Source organism: Nitrosomonas supralitoralis, from assembly GCF_003011925.2.
Classification (GTDB): domain Bacteria; phylum Pseudomonadota; class Gammaproteobacteria; order Burkholderiales; family Nitrosomonadaceae; genus Nitrosomonas; species Nitrosomonas supralitoralis.
The window spans coordinates 142788-164182 of record NZ_PXXU01000001.1 but is presented as its reverse complement, the minus strand read 5'-3'; the positions used below and the strand labels follow the sequence as shown (position 1 = coordinate 164182).

Below are 21395 nucleotides of genomic sequence, written 5' to 3'. Positions count from 1 at the left end.
TCAAAACATACCGGATCATTATCTTCCATGATTAATCTAGCCGTTCAACTTCTTGCAACCCAATTAAATCAATATCTGCGGCGTACATACAATTTGGGAGAAGATGTGGTTGTGGTGTCCAATTTACTGGAAATGGATGGCAGCATGGCCGCGAATGTCAATAACAAGTTGGTTATTTTTCTAGTTAATATCGAAAAGGATGCGATTCCTTTTCGGCAAGTAAAATCGCACGAAGTGCGTCAACTTGAGATGCAGAGCGTTGCACCGTTTTATTTCAATTTGTACTTGATGATGACCGCTAATTTTACCGGCAACCATTATTCTGAGGCACTTAAATTCCTATCAAGCACCATTAGTTTCTTTCAAAGGAACTATGTGATTAATCGTCAAATAGCGCCGGAAATGGATGCTCGGATTGAGAAACTTATTCTGGATATCGAAAATCTTTCGATTCAGGATTTGAGTAATTTATGGGGTGCTTTGGGAGGGAAATATCTGCCCTCGATCCTATATCGAGTGCGAATGGTTGCATTTGACGCAGAAGATATCGCTGGTCGCATTCCACTCGTGAGCGAACCTAAACCTTCGGTGCAGTAAGCTCTTGTTCGCAAAAACAAGTAACTTGAGGGTGTTGAACATTTCTTATAGTTTATGGATGTGAAGCGGTTTTGTGGCGACGCTCACTTTATCGGTCTGAATTGTGTGTGACGTAATCACTGAGCCTTCAAGGTGCCTCGATAAAAAATTGGATTGATTAAATATGGGTGCGTATCGATTGTTATTCAGTGTTTCAGTGGAACATGCCTACTTTTCAGGTCAGGTTTGCAAAACACTCGAATTTATTCCTGCAGGACCTTCTGTTGCTGTACTGAATAATGCTGGGTTGCTGGTAAAATTTTCCGAAAGTGGCGTCTCGGTTTTTTACCAAGAAGGCACTCTGAGTCGATTGCGTCTTTATGCTGAGGACGGTTTGTCTTTAGTATTTAAAGTCTTTTCCAAAGATCCTAATTTTTTTCGCTATACAGTGCCCGGCGTTCCCGCAGAAAACAATCAGCTTTATTTTAACAATCAGTCAGTGACGAGGGATGCAATAGGCAAACAAATGCTGCATAGCGATCCCAGTGTTACTGATCAAGCATGGGCTTATACTAATGCTGACCCGTTTCAAGGAATGTTGGATCGCAAAGATTATTTTGCGAATGTGGCTTTTGTGTTGCAAATGTTCATTGCCGATGACGAGCAAGGTTTGTGTTCTGAAAGACTGGCTGCATCAGCCCGGAAGTTTTATATTCGCTTCTCAGCCAATCAAACCTATTGGAAATATTACATTCTGGGTGAACTGTCGAAACGCAATGTGTACATTGCCGATTTGGACAATACAATCCAGTTCAACAATGCAGGGAGCATCCTCATGCCAGGAAACCGTGCAGCAGTCCTACTTCAGTCGTCAACAGCTATTCCGATGGAAGAACAATCTTCCTGCTGTCTGCAATTACGCGAATCGGGCAGCATGGGAGATAAAGTGCTCATCAAACGTTTGCCGAATGCAAGCATTAATCAGATAGTTGGAGAAATGATGAATGGAAAGATGGAGAATATTTCGGAGATTTTTATTAACTAAGGCGGTATTCCTGGCATCAGAAACGAAATAACTAGCTTACTCGGCGCTGTCGGAGTTCTTGCTTCTCAGTTTTTTCCGAATTTTCCTACATACTCGCTTTGTAATTCTCGGTATGCTGCATAACAATCGAAGAAACTTTATTTAATCTGCTATATATCAATTTTAAACAGGGTAATAGAAAGCTTTGTTAAAGTTAATTGGTAAGATCGCTGTTGACCGCTGTTGTTTCAATTTTAAGGGGAACTGATTATGGGGCAATATAAAACGCCGGGTGTGTACATTGTTGAAAAAAATGCATTCCCTAATTCTGTTGTAGAAGTAGCTACCGCAGTACCCGCATTTATTGGCTATACAGAAAAGGCCAGCAATAAAGGAAAAACTTTATTGAATAAGGCGTGGCGCATATCATCCATGTTGGAATTTAACGATTTCTTTGGTAGACCGCCTAAAACGCAATATGAAATTGCTGATTTTGACTCGACCAATAAAGATGATGAATCTGACTTCTCCAGTAATAATAAGGAATACACTCTAAAACCCGAGGGATCAAGATATTATTTATATCACAGCATGATGCTTTTCTTCTCGAATGGCGGAGGTGCTTGTTATGTTGTCTCAGTGGGTAGCTATGAACAAGCTATTGATAAAAATATACTGAGCACAGGGATTGATGTTTTGTTAAAAGAGCAGGAACCAACCATGGTTGTGATTCCTGATGCCATGTCTTTGAAGGATTCTGATTGTATCGCTTTACAACAGGATGCACTGCGCCATTGTGGACAGGTGATGAGGAATCGCTTTGCAATCCTGGATATTTTTAATGGCTATAAGGAAGCGCAGGATAGTCAGTGCATCGAGAATTTCCGCAATCAACTTGGGACCAATAACCTTGACTTTGCGGCGGCATATTATCCTTGGCTTAATACGTCTATTGTGCAAGCCGGTGATCTTAGTTTTGCTAATATTTCAAATCTAGATAAATTACAAGAAGTATTGAATGAAGAAATAGGCACTGCCGATTTGGATGAAAAGAAGAAAACTGAAATTACTGGCAAGATTAAAGAAATCAATGTGACTCCAAAGACGGAGGAAATGTCTACAGATGATGACCTGCACAAGATACTAACGGCAGTTTCTCCTGTCTATAAAGCTATTATTGAAAGTATCAAGCTCAAACTCAATTTACTACCACCGAGCGGTGGCATGGCTGGTGTTTACACTACGACTGATAATTCGCGCGGAGTATGGAAAGCGCCAGCCAATGTGAGCTTAAATGCGGTTATTTCCCCTTCGGTGGAAATAACACATGCACAACAGGAAGACTTGAATGTGACAACCGCAGGTAAGTCGATTAATGCCATTCGTACTTTTATTGGGGAAGGCACGCTGGTGTGGGGTGCACGTACATTGGATGGAAACAGCTTGGATTGGCGATATGTGAATGTGCGTAGGACCATGATTATGTTGGAAGAATCTATCAAGCTGGCAGCCAAAGCTTCTGTTTTTGAACCTAACGTGTCAACGACTTGGGTGACCATCAGAAGCATGATCAGTAATTTTCTGACCAGTATCTGGAAACGCGGTGGTTTGGCTGGTGCATCTCCAGAAGATGCTTTTAGTGTGTTCGTGGGTCTAGGTGAGACTATGACACCACAGGATATTCTGGATGGTGTTCTTCGGGTAACTGTGATGGTGGCATTGAGCCGTCCTGCAGAATTTATCGAAATTACATTCCAGCAACAGATGCAGAAATCCTAACTTGAGAATTTGTGCAACTAAATGAGGTTGGTAAAGGCGTTTGTTTCTTAATCATATAATCGAGGTAAGTTATGGCAGATGATGGATCAAGTCAATCAACGACAGTTTGGCCCGTACCCAAGTTTTATTTTGAGGTTAAGTGGGATTCTCAAAAGATGTCATTTCAAGAAGTAAGTGGACTAGACATTCAGTCTGAGGAAATAAAATATCGTCATGGCGATAGTCCGCAGTTTTCGGTTATCAAAATGCCAGGAATGAAAAAATTTGGTAATGTCACCATGAAAAAAGGTGTCTTCAAAGACGATAATAAATTCTGGGATTGGTTTGATCAGATCAAGATGAATAAGATCAAACGGTTGCCGGTTACTATCACATTGCTGGATGAAGGCGGTGGTGCAGTGATGGTGTGGAAGCTGGCAAATGCCTGGCCGACAAAGATTACCGGTACGGATCTAAAATCAGAAGGTAATGAAGTGGCGATTGAAACCATAGAAATCGTGCACGAAGGTTTAACAATTGCCCTTAAATAAAACAATTTGCAAACAGAAAGACCGGATTTAAATGACTGATAATGAACAATTAGCAGGAATATATCCACCTTCAGCATTTTATTTTAAAGTAAAGTTTGGAGACTGTAATGAAACAGTCGATACTTCCTTTCAAGAAGTGTCGGGGATTTCTTCTGAAATCGAAGTGGAATCGGTGATTGAAGGCGGAGAAAATAGATTTGTTCATCAATTACCTAAAGGTGTGAAGCACCCAAATCTTGAAATGAAACGTGGTATAGCTTCATTGACATCGCCATTGGTTAAATGGTGCAAAACTGTTATGGAAATGGATTTCATAGAGTCAATTGAATCAAAAGCCATTCGAGTTTTTTTGATGAATGAAAATAAAGAAGTTATTCGTGGGTGGTTATTTGATTCGGCGTATCCGGTGAAATGGGAGATTGAGAGCTTTGGTTCCACTAAGAATGAAGTTGCCATAGAAAAAATAGTTTTCAGTTATACATTTTCAAAGCGTATTGTTTAGGATATTAAAGAGTATGAAATGACAATAGAAATCAAGCAATTATTAATTAAATCAAATATTGTGCAGCGCGCATGCCAAGAGGAACTGGAGTTGTCAGAGGGCCGTGATGTATTAAAAGTAGAAGTTCTGGCAGAGTGTCGTCGTTTGATAGTTGATATTTTGCAAGAAAAAGAGGAGCGCTAGATGGCAGCTAGGGGTGGTGCTAAAGCTCTGCTAACAATTTCTCCTTGCTCCGTCAACAATGGAAAAATAAGTATTGATGGCTCGAAGAAGCAGTTTAAAGCATTAATAAATCCTGCGGGATATGAGCACGCATTTCAGTTGTATTATTCTAAAAATAAAGTCCTGGGTCAGCCCGGAGCCGAAACTAAATATGATGTAAGCCTCCCTGAAAAAATTACTCTAAAAGATCTGGTTCTGGATGGAACCGGTGTTGTCAAATCAGGCAGGAGTTCTTCTAATAGCATTCCGATGTCTGTCAAGGATCAGATTGAATTATTAAAAAATGTCGTTTATACCTATCTGGGTAATAAGCATGAGGCACCAATCGTTCAATTAAAATGGGGGAAATTGTTATTTTACGGCCGGCTAGAGTCGCTTAAATTTGACTATACCTTGTTTAAGCCCAATGGTGCACCATTACGAGCAAAGGTTGCACTTTCATTTATTGAATATCAGAGCAGTGAAGAAATATCCAAAGAAGCAGCAATGCAATCTCCCGATTTGACCCATTTGGTTGAGGTGAAGGCTGGAGATACTTTACCTTTGCTGTGTTATCGGATTTATCAGGACAGTACTTATTATTCTGAAGTTGCAAAGATCAATAATCTGACAAATTTTCGTGATTTAAAACCAGGGATCAAGCTTCAATTCCCTCCATTACGCTAAGGCTTGTCTATGGCAGATTCCCCCTTGATGGGTAGCACGGGCGTGTTATCAGTGATCATTTTGAGCAATGGTCAAACCATTGCCGATACGATTCAAATAGTTTCGATTGAAATCTTATATGCAGTTAACAAGATCCCCAGCGCCAAGATAATTCTGCTGGATGGGGATATGCCTAACGCGGATTTTCCAGTGAGTAATAAAAATGATTTTAAGCCGGGCGCTGAAATTACCATTAACGCAGGTTATGCAAATCAGACGGTTGAGGTTTTCAGAGGCATTATTATTAAACATGGCATAAAAATAGATGGTGATAATTTTTCCCGTCTGATCATTCAGTGTAAAGACAGTGCCGTTGCTATGACAGTTGGTCGGAGGAACGCCAACTTTATCGACTCAAAAGACAGTGACATTATCGATAAAATAATCAGTACTTATAGCAAATTATCGGTTGATGTGGATGCTACAACGACTCTCTACAAGGAATTAGTGCAATACTATTGTACTGACTGGGATTATGTTGTTACCCGAGCAGAAGCAAATGGGTTTTTGGTGACTATTCATGCGGGTAAGGTCAGCGTCAAAGCACCTCAGGTAAGCGGGGAAGCTGTGCTTTCGTTAACCTATGGTACTGACTTGATGGCTTTCAGTGCAGATCTTGATGCGGCATCGCAATTTTCGACGGTCAAAGGTGTCTCGTGGAATCTTGCCGAACAAGCTGCACAAACAGAAGAAGCGGGTCCGAAACATTTAACCGGACAAGGTGATCTTGATGCCGCAGATTTGTCTAGTGTCATTGCGCCCAGCTATTTTCGCTTGCAGACGCATGTGCCTGTAGAAAGTGCGGCGTTAACGGATTGGACTAATAGCCAACAAATTAAATCAGGGTTGGCGAGAATCAGAGGTTATGCTACTTTTCAAGGAAGTGCCAAAGTAAAAATCGGCGACTTGGTTGAACTGAATGGCGTAGGTAACCGGTTTAATGGCAATGTGCTAGTGACTGCGGTAAAACATGAAATCAAGCATGGAAATTGGGTGACAGAGATTGAGTTTGGTTTGGCATCGCAATGGTTTACAGAGCAACACCGAACCGAAGCACCGCTTGCGTCAGGTCTGGTTCCGGGAGTGAATGGACTTCAGATTGGGTTGGTTAAAAAATTGGACGCGGATCCAGATGGTCAATACAAAATTCAGGTATCCGTTCCGATTATGCAATCAGAGGCGGATGGTGTTTGGGCTCGACTTGTCAGTTTCTATGGTTCAAAGGAACTGGGTGCTTTTTTTATTCCAGAAATTGGTGATGAAGTCGTGCTGGGGTTTTTTAATGCGGATCCTTCATATCCGGTTATTTTGGGTAGTTTGTATAGCAGCAACAAGAATCCTGCTTATGAATTGACAGCAGATAATTTTATCAAAGCAATCGTAACGCGCAGTAAGCTTAAGCTTGAATTCGATGATGAGAAGAAAGTGGTTACGCTGATAACACCAGATAACAACAAAATCGTAATAAGTGATGATCAGAAATCGATTTTACTGCAAGATCAAAATGCCAATAAAATTGAGCTTAATCCCAATGGTATTGTGATAGATAGCCCTAAAGACATCAAAATTAGCGCTAAAGGCAAGATAACTTTTGATGCGATTGGAAACATTGAATTGACGGCGCAGGCAGATATTAAGAATCAGGGTTTGAATATTAATCAGCAGGCAAATGTTGGTTTCAGTGCAAAAGGCAATGCCACAGCCGAATTGTCCGCAAGTGGGCAAACAATGGTTAAAGGCGGCATTGTAATGATTAATTAAACTGCAGCTTGTACTATTAAGTTTTTGATATTTTCTCAGGAATTTAGCTATGCCCCCTGCAGCAAGAATTACCGATATGCACATCTGTCCGATGCAGACACCCGGCATTCCGCCCATCCCTCATGTGGGCGGGCCGATTAGCGGTCCTTGCGTGCCCAATGTATTGATTGGGAATTTACCGGCGGCAGTTATAGGGGATATATGTGTCTGCGTTGGGCCGCCTGACAGTATCGTCAAAGGATCTGCGACCGTCATGATCAGCGGCAAACCAGCAGCCAGAATTGGCGATACAACGGCACATGGAGGAACAATTGTTGTCGGTTTTCCGACCGTGATGATTGGTGGATGATGGTGCAATAGCCTAAACAATAATGAATGATAAATCTTTTCTTGGCACTGGGTGGGGGTTTCCACCAGAGTTTGATAATCAGGGATTGGTGAGGAAAGTTTCTGCGGAAGAAGATATTCGTGAAAGTTTGTATATCTTGCTGTCGACTAACCCTGGAGAGCGGGTGATGCAACCCACCTATGGCTGCGATCTGAAGACTATGGTTTTTGAAGAACTTAGTGAAACAAATGTAACCGTCATTGTTGATTTGGTAAAACGCGCCATACTGTTTTTTGAACCCAGGGTCACGGTGGAAAAAGTCAGTGTAAATTCAGATGATCTTGAAGATACCTTGTATGGCCTGATTAATATTGAAATCACCTATATCGTGCGAGCAACAAATAATCGTCATAATATCGTCTACCCTTTTTATTTTACGGAAGGCACTAATGTTGAATTGTAAGATTTTTCTGATATATAGAAGATATTCAGCATGCACTTGCCAGTAAATTGCCTTCTGCATATTAGTGACGGGAAGAGCCAGACAAAAAGATTATTGCAACCGTTGGAAAATGATTATTTCAATTTGGCGGATATGCGCTTTCATACCTTGTTGACGATGGTGATTGATTATGCGCAGATGATGAAGTTTTATAATTTGAGAAATGAAGAAGAGGGTACCTGTGAGAAATTCTTTTCTCTTGATGAAACAGTTGTTATCGCAGCAATATTAGCAATAGATCTAAGTAAATTAATGGCCGGCGGTGTGGTATACAAATCTTATGCTACAGATCCCAGTAGTCGACTATTTGAAGCATTGTACGCAGCAACTTCCAAAGAGATTGGTCAGCATATGGTTTCTGCCTGCACCGTGATCAGCTTACTGGATAGATGGCTTCAATTGCTCGCTCATTCAAAAAATGAAATAGGAACAGAGTTACGCAAAGTATTAGAAAGTGTAATTATTGGCCTCAGAAAAGATTTAAACACACTCTGGAAATATTTTTCCGAGCATCTTGCTCCCGAGACGTTGAAAGAGGTTTTTCCAAATGTTTTTGCTTTGCCCGTTGAATCGTATGTCGACAAAACAGAATCCGCCTTTACTAATGTTGAGATCGATACAAGTGATGCGATGCCGATTCAATCAAGTTATTACGCACTTATTAAAGCCATAGAAATGATGCAAACTAGTGCGGCAAGGCTATTAGCCGCGTCTTTACTCAGCAAAAAACATGACCCTGCTGCAGGGTTATTATTTGCTTTTTTGCAGTTATTTCAAAAACTACAAAATAAAATTAATCGCTTTACTCTGAATTATGTGGATTTTTATTATGATCAGGTGTTAAAAGCTCAGACACTCGATTTAGTCCCTGATCATGTCTATTTAGTAATTGTTCCAGCCCAAAAATATCATAAGGTATTGATACCGAACAATACGGAATTTCTCGCAGGAAAGGATCAAAACAAGCAAGATATTGTTTATGCTTCGCTTCATGACACTTTAATTAACGATGCCAAAGTGAATCTGATTTATACCCTATTTTTCAAGCGAGATGCATTAAGTTTTCCAGAAAATAAATTAAATGCACCAATGGTGTTGAATGATCATACAGATAACCCGGAGCGTCAATTTGCTAGTGGTTGCTGGCAAAATGTTGTGCCCATTCAGACTGAATTGAGCGCGGATGATCAAGAAAGTATCCAAGATAATCCGCTATTTGGCGCCTCGCGAGAAGGCGAACAGAACATAATAAAGCAACATGCACGCATGGGATTTGCGGTTGCCAGCAAGGCATTGTGCTTGCAAGAAGGGCTGCGGACAATCAAGATTACGATAAAATTTGTAGATTTTGCGGACGGTGATATCCCGATTACTTTGGAACAGTGTATCCAGAGAATTGCTGGCGTAATGCTATCAATCGAACCGAATGAAGTTGCAAAAGAAATTCAGCAACAGCAGATCTTTTTAAAGATCTTCAAAGAAATGTTTATTATAAGCGTGACTACTGAAAATGGCTGGCTCGATATAGCGGAATATCTTCCATCCTATAGTGGTATGGATGCGCAACAGGAAACCAATAGTTTATCCATTATATTTATTCTGCCTAGAAACTTTCCTCCGGTCACCTGCTATCATCGAGATATTCACGGTGATGGATATGAAACACGATTGCCGGTCGTCAGATTTATTTTGAATCCCAGAAATTATCTATACGCTTATGACTTCTTGAGCAAACTGGGATTGGCATGGATTAACATAGAAGTAGCAGTAAAAGGTTGCAGAACGTTACAGTTGCACAATAACAATGGTCAATTATCAGCCGCGACTCCATTCGCACCTTTTGGCCCGTTACCGGAAGTAGGGTCCTATCTGATTGTAGGTTCCCCGGAAGCTGCGAATAAGCAATTGACAGATTTTGATATTGAGATTCAATGGAGTGGTCTGCCGCCAGGTATTGGCGGTTTTAAAACGCACTATCAAGGCTATGAAGGATTCGAGAATGCCGATTTTTTAGTCAGCACCTCGGTTTTAAACCAGGGCAAATGGCAGCCCAAGCAAGTTAAATCAGCAGCGATAAATTCACTTTTTCAAATAAAATCAGGATTGGAAGGTGGTAATGCATTAAGTGAATACAGCACACTGTCTTGCTATTCAGTCATGCCTTATTGGAATTCCTTGGATTGCCAAAAACTTGGCACAGAACTAAACTTCACGCCAGCAACAACCGAAGGGTTTTTTAAATTTACACTTATTGCGCCAACCCAAGCATTTGGTCATCGTGATTATCCGAGTGCATTAACTGAAGCGCTGACTTTCAATGCAAAACAGAAGCACATCAAGTTGTTTAGGAAACTACCGAATCCTCCTTACACGCCGATCATTAGCTCGATTTCAGTCAACTACAAAGCAAGATCGAAGATAGCTCTTGGTCGATCGGAAGCTAACTGCATTGCTGCAACACAAGAGAAAGTGATTTATCTTCATCCGTTCGGTTGGGAAGAGCTGACTCAGAATGTAGCGCAAGTCAACACTTTACTGCCGAAATACTTGTATTCCGGCAACTTATTTGTTGGATTGAAAATGTCGCAGCAAGGGGGTGTTATAACGCTCTATTTCCATTTACGTGAAAATTCCTTACCGATCGAACGTTTTGATCTTAAAACGATTCGGTGGCATTATCTAGCTAATAATCATTGGGTAGCTTTAAATGATAAACAAATTCTAGCAGATTCTACTCAACGATTTATGAAGTCGGGTATTGTCACTGTGGATGTTCCAGCAGATATCACACAAGACAATACAATCCTACAAAAAGGTTATTGTTGGCTGAAAGTGTCTGCTGACCATGATTTAGAGAAATTTTGCAGTGTTTATTCTATCTATGCACAAGCAATTGAGGTCGGTAGATCTTCAAGAAATATTTTGACCGGTGATACCATAAGACTGCCTGTTGGAACGATAGTGCGCGCACGCAAATCAATTCCTGGCATCCAGGTGATCAAACAAATTCAACCATCTTTTGGAGGCAGACTGGCAGAACAGCGTAATCATTTGCGTATTCGTATGAGTGAGCGGTTAAAACATAAGAATCGTGCGCTTCTACCCGCTGATTATGAATTATTGATACTGGAACAATTTCCGCAGCTCTATAAAGTTAAATGCTTTCCTAGCATGGATCCGGGTTTCGTTGCCACCCAGAGATTTTCACCTGGCCATTTGCTGATTGTCGCTGTTCCCTATTTAACCCAAGATAAAATAAACACCCAGAAACCGTTGATAAATGGGTATTTAATCAATGAGATAAAAGATTTTTTGAAAAAACTTGTATCTTCATTTGTGACTATTCATGTGATAAATCCTGTTTATGAAGTAGTCCAGGTTCGATGCACAGTTAAGTTAAAGAACGCCTTGCTTGGTGGCATATACTTAAATCGTTTGAATCAGGCTATTTCCGATTTCTTATCACCTTGGAAAGATACGATAGGTTATTCCCGTCACTTTGGTTGGACTATCAATAAGTATGATATTGAATCCTTTATCCAGAATTTGGATTATATCGATCAAGTTACTAATCTTTCGATATTGCGGATTGCACCCAAGAGTGAAGGCTACTTTGATTTATTTGATAGTGCGGATAAGCAGGAGCTTAATACGGATGTCAAGGTTATTGCGCCTCTATATCCTTGGAGTATTGTGGTGCCTATCCGGCAGCATTTTATCGAACTCTATGATGGATATTATCTTATCAAGCCTGAGATTACTGGAATTGGGGAATTAGAAATAGGTAGTAATTTTATAGTTTCTGAATAAGAATGGCGAAAAAAAATAGAGAAACATTAAAGGCCAGATTTAAGAAAGGCAGAATGCCATCAGAAGATGCGTTTGCCGACTTAATTGATTCGGCGCTGAATTTGTTTGATGATGGGTTTGAGAGAACTCCGGAAGATGGATTTAAAATTTTTCAATTGGGTGATGGCAAACTGATAAGTTTTTATCAGAAAATATCGACGCTCAGTCCAATGTGGTTTGTGAGGATAGATAAGACAACAACCAACTTGAATTTTGGCAATGAAAATAACCCTTATATCCTGACACTAAAAAGTGTTGAAAATGTAGATACCGGATCTGATGAGCCATCCAAAGTGGGAGTGGGCATCAATATAAATAACCCGCAATTTGAACTGGATGTTGCAGGCACAATTGCTTCTTATGGAAGAATAGGGCGTCGTGGACAACTGGCGGTACCTGCGGATGGGGAGTGGCATGCGATTACCGAAACGTTGACGGGTTGCGAAGCATTTGAGGTTGTTGCAGGCGTCGGCGGTAAAGACGCAGATGGTAAGTTCGCACTGATGCATGCATTTGCGTTGAATGCTTATAACGCCAAGAATCATATTACTTATCATCAGGCGCATTATGGTGCGAAATGCAATCGCCTGGAATTGCGTTGGGAAAACGCAGAGAACACAGAAAACTTCGAATACACACTGCAATTACGTGTTGAATCATTCTACGGCGACAATATTTGGGTTAAATATCACGTCACCCGACTATGGCACGATCCCATGATGTTTGAGAGTGAGAAAGAGCCGGAATCTACTTATCCGAAAGTCCTGAGAAAAAGACAGGTAAAGAAATAAAGAAAATGTCGGCACAGATATTAACGATTCATTTAAATCTAAAAGAAGGTAATTTATTGCTTGAAGCCCTCGCTGAGTGTCCATTTAAATCTGTGTTTGAGTTGATTGGAAGTTTAAATCAGCAAGCCAATGATTTATTTGTGACCGGAATCGCAGCGAATGAACGACAACCATTTGTTTTTACTGAATCTGAGCTTTCGCTCGCCATGCAGGCGTTAAGCAAAATGCCTTACCATCGAGTAAATCAATTGCTGACAGAAATAAATCAACAAATACACCACCAATTGAATCTCCATTTGGCGGTGGTTCCAACAGAGCATGTCGACATCTGAGCACATTCAACGCATCAAAATCGATCCTGATGGGCTTGATTTTGAAACGCTAAGACAAGAAGCGATTAGTAAGATCCAGGGTTTATGTGGGGATGTCTGGACCGACTATAATTTGCATGATCCTGGAGTTACCATTTTGGATCAGCTCTGCTATGGATTAACAGATTTATCTCATCGATCCGAATTTGAAGTCCCAGATTACTTGACAAATGAAAAGGGTAGCATTGATTATCAGCGGCATGCTTTATTTTCACCCGAGGAAGTTTTTCCTAGCTCTGCGGTTACAGAGATTGATTATCAGAAAATTCTTTACGATGAGATTCCCGAGATTGATTATGTCTGGCTTGAGTCCTGCTCAGCAGAAGAAAATACGGCAATAAATTGTTTGTATACCGTATTTGTTAAGATTGATGATGAACTGAACCAGAATCATTCGAACAATTCAAAGCGCCATGGAAGTCTGGATCGATTATTCAGCAGACTGAAACAAATAAGTCGTGCCTCGGATCAAGTTCGCGGCCTTTTTGATCAGCTGGGCGATCGTTTGAATATATGGCACGAAAACTTGGAAAAAGAATGTGAGATTGTTGAAAATGACAGTTTGCCAAGATCAGAGCCAGAGGTACTCATTGATCAAGTAAAAAGAACTCTGCGCCTATTAGTCACGAATTTATCGTATGTGGATAGTGTCTGGAGCCAGATTAACGCTATTTGGTCTATCATTCACGACTCATCACCTAATGCAGAACTCAGCTCTAGATTGAGCGAGATTTTGTTTAAGCTGGAAGCAGTATTTAGTAATGCAAATCTGAAGAGCTCGGTAACATACATTTTAACAGCGATAGGCTCTGATCCTGCTGACAAAGTATCTATCGAAACAGATTGCCTGACTAGATTGATCACTTCTATGACTGGATTTGAGCATGCATTACAGAAGCTGAATTACGTAATGCTTGAGATGGGAAACGGGCTGTTTTCGCCAATTGTCACTACAGACCAAAGTACAGAGAAACTCAATGATACGGCTATTAAACAAAAAATTCTGTCGGTTTTCTTGAAGCATCGCAATCTTTGTGAGGATATTCACCGTATTGAGATTATTCAAACAATACCCTATTTTCTGGGGGGGGAGGTCGAAATTCAGCCTTCTTATAAGAAGGCTAAGATTTATGCGGAAATTTTTCTAAAATGCGCTCACTATATTTCTTCCGGAATTCAGATTGATCGCTATGAATCTGTGTTTAATCAAACGGGTAACTATGAGCAGATTTTTTCAGGTCCTTTAACAAGGCATGGGTATATCAGCGATCAATGGTTCGAATCAGCGCAAGAAGTAGTATTGAGTGTAGTCGATTTAATTACACTGGTGAATCAAATAGAAGGTGTTATCCAAGTACGCGATCTGTATCTGATTGATCAATATAACAAGAAATCTACTGCGATTGAATACAATTCATTAAAATATATTTTTCCTGATTTATGTTTTCCAAGACCTGGAAAACCACAGCAAATTTTGCAACTGGTGCTATCACAGAATGCAAGTCGTAAAGATTCTGATCGGCATGCCACAAGTTTTGTGCCACCCAAATATCCACAAGATGAGGCATTGTTAAAAGAAACTTACTTGGAACTCAAAAAATTAATTTTTGAATACCGCGCTTTTAGAAATAACGATCAATCGTTTTCGCAATTCATTCGGTTACCCAAAGGGCGGCAGCGCGCATTAGCCGATTATTTTTCAATCCAGAATCATTTTCCTGATGTTTACGGAATTAACCGGTATGGTATTTCTCATTCAGAATCAGCAGATGTCAAAGCAAGAGCGAAGCAATTAAAAGCATATTTGTTTCCTTTTGAACAGTTAATGGCAGATTATTTGCAAAATCTGCAAGAGATTCCAAGGTTATTCTCGTTGGATTCTGAACTCAAGCAATCTTATTTTGCTCAATTTCTCAGTGACCAGAATATCCCAGGCATTGAATCACTCTATGTAATTGGCAAGGAACATTGTAAATCCTTACTGATTGAAATTCAGGCGCATTATGATCACTTTGCTGAGCGGAGAAATCGCATCTTGGATACATTGTTGGCGCTATATGGAGAAGAATATCCGCAAGATCTGCTATTACAATTCGATTGTTACCGGCGTTCGGATTTCGATCATTGGATTATTGAAAATAAAATTAATTTCCTGAAATGTATCAGGGAGATTACACGTGATAGAGCGGCAGGTTTTAATTATTTACAGCCTGCGATGTCGGGGCATCATGAGGTAAAGGCAGGAAATATTGCGGGTGCTCATAAACGAATAAGCATTTTATTGGGCTGTAGTCAGTTTCATAGCATTCCATCCATCACTGATATATTAATTAAAAGAAACAGCCGTCTGATCCCTGACCAAACGCTGATCCAGGAAGATTTGACTGAAGAAATGCAGCACGCAGCGATTTCTGTAATTTTCGAAAAAAATAAATTTGAAAGCATTACCATTCCATTAGAGCTTCCGCCTTTTGGGTACTCTCTCTTTAAAAAAGGGACTGACTTAAAAAACTATAGGCTTATCACTTCCGGTGATAAAACGGTTGTATATATAAAGACCGAGCAGGATAAAATATTTTGGCCGCTCGGTAGCAAACAGAGTGTGAATGAAGCAATAAGATATGCACATGATTATTGCAGCGTAATAACACAACTGAATATGGCATGTGAAAATTTCCACATGATTGAACATGTGCTATTACGGCCTCGAGGGCAAGGCTCATTTGATAATATTCCGGAATCCAAGTTTTCTTTTGATTTCCGCATCAGCGTGATTTTTCCATCCTGGACAGCAAGATTCTCAAGTGCTGCGTTTAGGAAATTCGCGCAAGAAACGGTGCTCAAGAATCTCCCGGCACATGTGTTTGCGGAATTCTATTGGCTTGATTTTGGTTATATGCGGGATTTTGAACAGTGCTATAAAATTTGGTTGTTCCGTATGCGACATGCGAGCCAGAATCCTGATCACAACGACTTTGAAAAACTCAATAGAGCATCTGAACGAGTGATTTCCTGTTTGCTAAAGAACAGAAGGGAAGCTGTGAATGAGCACTGGATTTAACAACATGTCGATAGTGCATCGCATTGATGAGCTCATCTTTGATTGGTCTTGCAATTCCATGATAATGGTTCAACAGCACGAAGCGGAAATGAGTAACTGGGTAACAGAAAAATTGCTGCCTGCGCTGGATGAAATCCTAAACGAGTTTGATGAAAAAGGTTCAGTGTGGCGTATAAATCAAATTGAGATTGATCTGGGAGATATTCTAGATAGTGATTCTTATATTGAGTTGATGCAATGTTTTCAAACGAAACTTAGTGATGAGCTTCGGGCGCTGCAACAAAAATATCAATTCTCCGGATCAGAGCGCACGGGTAATTTACCCATACAACAATTCAGTAAAACACAATCTGATTTGATGAATTTGTATGGTTTTCTGAGAACAGGTCGTATGCCCTGGCATATAGATGCAACAGACAGCTACGCACATGAAAAAATGCTGCTGCAGGTATTGCAAGAAGAACTGATCGCTGAAATCGCGTTGGCTAGGATGCTTAGAAGCCTGCCTGCAACTGACAGAACTGCAATTATCAAACGACTGGTATCTCAATTCTCGCAACAGCACCTGGAAAAAATCTTACTCAAAATTGAATCCACTTATGGACATTTGATACTGGAATTTCTGGTGATATGTCATCAGGTGATTCTTAAGACAGATGCTATTTTAGGTACTCAAACTGAGAAAAGAAACTCGATCTGGATACAGTTGCTTGAAATTTTGTTTGAAGATGCTCAGCCTCTAAATAATCCTGCGCGACTGATTGACCAATTAATCAATCGGCAGCAGATGTGTGCGCCGCATTTTCTGTTACAAAACATTTTGCGCACTGCCGAGCAACATCAGAATGAGGGAAAGATCAGTAGCGCACTGTATGATTTGTTGAGAAAATGCAGTGAATTCTTGCTCGAGCCTCATTTGATTTCCGAAGAAAACTCGATTGCAGCGATACATCGGAAGGAGGGTAGCAAATCACTAGGCGACAAGGCCAGTAGTTTAGTAGAAGAAAGCGAAGAAGCGAAAATAATATACATTCCTCCGATCATGCAACAACTCAAGCCGGTGTTATTGAGGCATGGATTGTTATATCAGAGGATCTTCAAACAGCTACGTAAGGCAAAGTTAACAGAAGAAAGTGTTGCGCTTGTGGCGACTGAGAGGAAACCGGATGAATTCAGGCAACAACTGAGAGAATTGCTGCGATCGCCGGCAATGCTTGCCCGGTTGATTGATTTGCCGCAATCGACCCTGCTGGAAATCACGTACTTATTGACACCACAGGCTGCTTTTCTGATGGAACGCGTACTGGCTCTAGCAGATCACCTGTATCGATCATCCAGTTCAGATCGACGCGATACTCAAGCGCAATGGCAGCAAAGATTATGGACGAGCAGTCTGGCATATTTACTGACGGAAACGGACGCTGAATTTGAACCTGCGACGTATTTGTTAGCCTTGGTTCGTGGCGTATCCGATGAAGCGGATTTGCAGAGCAGTCTCCGATCCTGGCATGACCAACTGAGTCAAAGCAAAGCCTATGGCACGCTATACACCCTGCTGCAAACACTTATTATTGGCACCCCTGAAAGAAACCCAACAATCGGAAGTGCGGCAGATTCTACAGATGAAGTATTTGAAGAAAGCATTGCATCCCAGAGATTACGTCGGCATTTTACGGCAGGTAAATCTGAGTTGGACTCCGGACAGCAGGATTTGCAGACAATTCTGGAGGCGTTGGCTGCGGACAATCCAACTGAACTCAAGCGCATCTATCAGAATTTGCGTGACGGACGATACGCTTTAACAGTCGCGCAGTTGCAAGCCCATGAACTGCGAAATCTGGTTGAAATGCTGCTAAAGACAAAAACTTCCATTACTGGCAGCGACCGGATGATTTTCCAGCAAGCAATAGAAAATCAGGCAAGCCAGGCAACGGATCAGAAAATTTACTACCGTCGATTGCTGGACGACTTGTTGCATGATCGCGAAATTGACCTGGAAGCGATTGCAACAGTGACGCGACGAACCGAATTCCGAAATGTTAGTGATGGCGCGGCCGAGCACGAAGAGACGAAATCAGAATCGATCGACACGCAATCGGTGGATAAATCGAAAGAGCCGCGGCAGCTATCCGATGAGATGCAATATGAGCGGATATTAACCGCCCTCAGAAAAGCTCAGCTGGTAGAAGCAGGTACGGGAACAGTTCGCAGCGGAATGCGCCTGGATGAACTCAGGCAACAGCTGTGCGAAGTGCTGCGAATGAAAGAATTACGAATATTTGTGGATAGGCTTCCGCAATCAGTGTTGTTTGAGATGGTTTGTTTTTTATCGCCACAAGCGGCTTTGCTGATTGAACACTTGTTGATACATGCGGATAAGCTGCATCGAACATCCCAAATTACCGCATCTGATTCACAACAACAATGGATAAATCGTCTATGGTTAGCCGGATTGGATTATCTGCTGACTAAAACAGACTCCGATCTTAAATCCACAACCTTTTTGCTTATCCTGGTTCGTGGCGTATCCGATGAAGCGGATTTGCAGAGCAGTCTCCGATCCTGGCATGACCAACTGAGTCAAAGCAAAGCCTATGGCACGCTATACACCCTGCTGCAAACACTTATTATTGGCACCCCTGAAAGAAACCCAACAATCGGAAGTGCGGCAGATTCTACAGATGAAGTATTTGAAGAAAGCATTGCATCCCAGAGATTACGTCGGCATTTTACGGCAGGTAAATCTGAGTTGGACTCCGGACAGCAGGATTTGCAGACAATTCTGGAGGCGTTGGCTGCGGACAATCCAACTGAACTCAAGCGCATCTATCAGAATTTGCGTGACGGACGATACGCTTTAACAGTCGCGCAGTTGCAAGCCCATGAACTGCGAAATCTGGTTGAAATGCTGCTAAAGACAAAAACTTCCATTACTGGCAGCGACCGGATGATTTTCCAGCAAGCAATAGAAAATCAGGCAAGCCAGGCAACGGATCAGAAAATTTACTACCGTCGATTGCTGGACGACTTGTTGCATGATCGCGAAATTGACCTGGAAGCGATTGCAACAGTGACGCGACGAACCGAATTCCGAAATGTTAGTGATGGCGCGGCCGAGCACGAAGAGACGAAATCAGAATCGATCGACACGCAATCGGTGGATAAATCGAAAGAGCCGCGGCAGCTATCCGATGAGATGCAATATGAGCGGATATTAACCGCCCTCAGAAAAGCTCAGCTGGTAGAAGCAGGTACGGGAACAGTTCGCAGCGGAATGCGCCTGGATGAACTCAGGCAACAGCTGTGCGAAGTGCTGCGAATGAAAGAATTACGAATATTTGTGGATAGGCTTCCGCAATCAGTGTTGTTTGAGATGGTTTGTTTTTTATCGCCACAAGCGGCTTTGCTGATTGAACACTTGTTGATACATGCGGATAAGCTGCATCGAACATCCCAAATTACCGCATCTGATTCACAACAACAATGGATAAATCGTCTATGGTTAGCCGGATTGGATTATCTGCTGACTAAAACAGACTCCGATCTTAAATCCACAACCTTTTTGCTTATCCTGGTTCGTGGCGTATCCGATGAAGCGGATTTGCAGAGCAGTCTCCGATCCTGGCATGACCAACTGAGTCAAAGCAAAGCCTATGGCACGCTATACACCCTGCTGCAAACACTTATTATTGGCACCCCTGAAAGAAACCCAACAATCGGAAGTGCGGCAGATTCTACAGATGAAGTATTTGAAGAAAGCATTGCATCCCAGAGATTACGTCGGCATTTTACGGCAGGTAAATCTGAGTTGGACTCCGGACAGCAGGATTTGCAGACAATTCTGGAGGCGTTGGCTGCGGACAATCCAACTGAACTCAAGCGCATCTATCAGAATTTGCGTGACGGACGATACGCTTTAACAGTCGCGCAGTTGCAAGCCCATGAACTGCGAAATCTGGTTGAAATGCTGCTAAAGACAAAAACTTCCATTACTGGCAGCGACCGGATGATTTTCCAGCAAGCAATAGAAAATCAGGCAAGCCAGGCAACGGATCAGAAAATTTACTACCGTCGATTGCTGGACGACTTGTTGCATGATCGCGAAATTGACCTGGAAGCGATTGCAACAGTGACGCGACGAACCGAATTCCGAAATGTTAGTGATGGCGCGGCCGAGCACGAAGAGACGAAATCAGAATCGATCGACACGCAATCGGTGGATAAATCGAAAGAGCCGCGGCAGCTATCCGATGAGATGCAATATGAGCGGATATTAACCGCCCTCAGAAAAGCTCAGCTGGTAGAAGCAGGTACGGGAACAGTTCGCAGCGGAATGCGCCTGGATGAACTCAGGCAACAGCTGTGCGAAGTGCTGCGAATGAAAGAATTACGAATATTTGTGGATAGGCTTCCGCAATCAGTGTTGTTTGAGATGGTTTGTTTTTTATCGCCACAAGCGGCTTTGCTGATTGAACACTTGTTGATACATGCGGATAAGCTGCATCGAACATCCCAAATTACCGCATCTGATTCACAACAACAATGGATAAATCGTCTATGGTTAGCCGGATTGGATTATCTACTGACTAAAGCTGAACGCGAATTTGAGTTAACCTCCTTGCTGCATGCACTGATTAGGCATGTTTCAGTGGAGGCACAGCTATCTGCGGCCTTGCACGTATGGCATGCGGCGCTGATGCAAAATAATGCTGAAGGAACGTTATCTACTCTTATAGAGACAGCTATTTTTGATGCAGTCGTTTCGGAATCGATTCAAGCTGAGAAAAATGTGTTCGATGCAAAGCAATCTATGCCTATAAAAGCGGCGCAATCTTTGATTGATTTGAATACGTTATTTAACAGACTGGAGTCCGATTTGGAGGCAAACCAGGAAATCTATATCGAGAATGCTGGGCTGGTTCTTGCAGCGCCATATTTGCCTCGGCTTTTTTCGCTACTCAATTTGATCGAAGAGGGGCAATTTGTTGATTATCGTGCGGCTGAGCGGGCAGTACATCTGTTGCAGTTCATGGTCAATGAGCAGATGTCATCTCCTGAATATCAGTTGACGCTGAATAAGATTTTATGTGGAATATCTATCGGGACTCCAATTTGCAGCCAGATTGAAATCAGTGTGCATGAACAGGAAGCAATTGAAGGTTTGATTCATGGCATGATTCACAACTGGAAAACAATTGGTAACACATCGATCAGTGGTTTGCGTGAAACATTCCTGCAACGCAAAGGTCGTTTACAATTAACTGAGGAGGGAATGTGGTATCTAACGATTGAGCCCGGAGTTTTTGATATGTTGCTGGATGGTTTGCCGTGGAGTTTTTCGGTGATTAGGCATACTTGGATGGATCATCCTGTTCATGTATCTTGGCGGTGATC

15 protein-coding genes are annotated in these 21395 nt (G+C 41.7%); all 15 read left to right on the top strand.

All coding sequences use genetic code 11. The features are described from left to right. Positions 1-27 precede the first annotated feature (27 nt). The 15 genes from C7H79_RS00625 to C7H79_RS00560 all read left to right on the top strand — a co-directional run bounded on the left by C7H79_RS00625 (position 28) and on the right by C7H79_RS00560 (position 21393). Complete coding sequence (locus tag C7H79_RS00625; RefSeq protein ID WP_106705355.1) at positions 28-597, top strand: Pvc16 family protein; 570 nt, start codon at positions 28-30, stop codon at positions 595-597. 163 nt (positions 598-760) lie between these two features. Further along, the gene (locus C7H79_RS00620; protein WP_106705354.1) at positions 761-1621 is read left to right on the top strand and encodes a hypothetical protein; all 861 of its coding nucleotides are present in this window, start codon (positions 761-763) and stop codon (positions 1619-1621) included. Between the two features lie 249 nt (positions 1622-1870). Then, positions 1871-3379, top strand: a complete 1509-nt coding sequence (locus tag C7H79_RS00615) for a phage tail sheath family protein (protein ID WP_106705353.1) — start codon at positions 1871-1873, stop codon at positions 3377-3379. 71 nt (positions 3380-3450) lie between these two features. After that, entirely contained in the window at positions 3451-3909 is a 459-nt protein-coding gene (locus C7H79_RS00610; protein WP_106705352.1) for a phage tail protein, read from the top strand. Positions 3910-3940: 31 nt separating this feature from the next. Further along, complete coding sequence (locus tag C7H79_RS00605; RefSeq protein ID WP_106705351.1) at positions 3941-4411, top strand: phage tail protein; 471 nt, start codon at positions 3941-3943, stop codon at positions 4409-4411. An 18-nt stretch (positions 4412-4429) separates the two neighbouring features. Further along, a complete protein-coding gene (locus C7H79_RS17790) occupies positions 4430-4594 on the top strand; it encodes a DUF5908 family protein (protein ID WP_172592314.1) in 165 nt (54 codons plus the stop codon). Beyond that, on the top strand, positions 4595-5299 hold the full coding sequence (locus C7H79_RS00600; RefSeq protein ID WP_106705350.1) for a CIS tube protein: 705 nt from the start codon (positions 4595-4597) through the stop codon (positions 5297-5299). Between the two features lie 9 nt (positions 5300-5308). After that, entirely contained in the window at positions 5309-7099 is a 1791-nt protein-coding gene (vgrG, locus tag C7H79_RS00595; RefSeq protein WP_106705349.1) for a type VI secretion system tip protein VgrG, read from the top strand. 49 nt (positions 7100-7148) lie between these two features. Next, positions 7149-7448: a PAAR domain-containing protein gene (locus C7H79_RS00590; protein WP_106705348.1), complete on the top strand. Its 300-nt coding sequence runs from the start codon at positions 7149-7151 to the stop codon at positions 7446-7448. A gap of 22 nt (positions 7449-7470) precedes the next feature. Beyond that, positions 7471-7890 carry a GPW/gp25 family protein gene (locus tag C7H79_RS00585; RefSeq protein WP_106705347.1) on the top strand — a complete coding sequence of 140 codons (420 nt, stop codon included), beginning with the start codon at positions 7471-7473 and terminating at the stop codon, positions 7888-7890. 30 nt (positions 7891-7920) lie between these two features. Continuing rightward, positions 7921-11739 carry a baseplate J/gp47 family protein gene (locus C7H79_RS00580; protein WP_106705346.1) on the top strand — a complete coding sequence of 1273 codons (3819 nt, stop codon included), beginning with the start codon at positions 7921-7923 and terminating at the stop codon, positions 11737-11739. Between the two features lie 2 nt (positions 11740-11741). Then, on the top strand, positions 11742-12569 hold the full coding sequence (locus tag C7H79_RS00575) for a hypothetical protein (protein WP_106705345.1): 828 nt from the start codon (positions 11742-11744) through the stop codon (positions 12567-12569). A gap of 5 nt (positions 12570-12574) precedes the next feature. After that, positions 12575-12901: a hypothetical protein gene (locus C7H79_RS00570; RefSeq protein ID WP_106705344.1), complete on the top strand. Its 327-nt coding sequence runs from the start codon at positions 12575-12577 to the stop codon at positions 12899-12901. Further along, positions 12888-16001, top strand: coding sequence for a baseplate wedge protein (locus tag C7H79_RS00565; RefSeq protein WP_106705343.1), 3114 nt, complete (start codon positions 12888-12890; stop codon positions 15999-16001). Before C7H79_RS00570 ends, C7H79_RS00565 begins: the two co-directional genes overlap by 14 nt. Then, a complete protein-coding gene (locus C7H79_RS00560; RefSeq protein WP_106705342.1) occupies positions 15985-21393 on the top strand; it encodes a contractile injection system tape measure protein in 5409 nt (1802 codons plus the stop codon). The genes C7H79_RS00565 and C7H79_RS00560 overlap by 17 nt, the downstream gene beginning before the upstream one ends. Positions 21394-21395 lie beyond the last annotated feature (2 nt).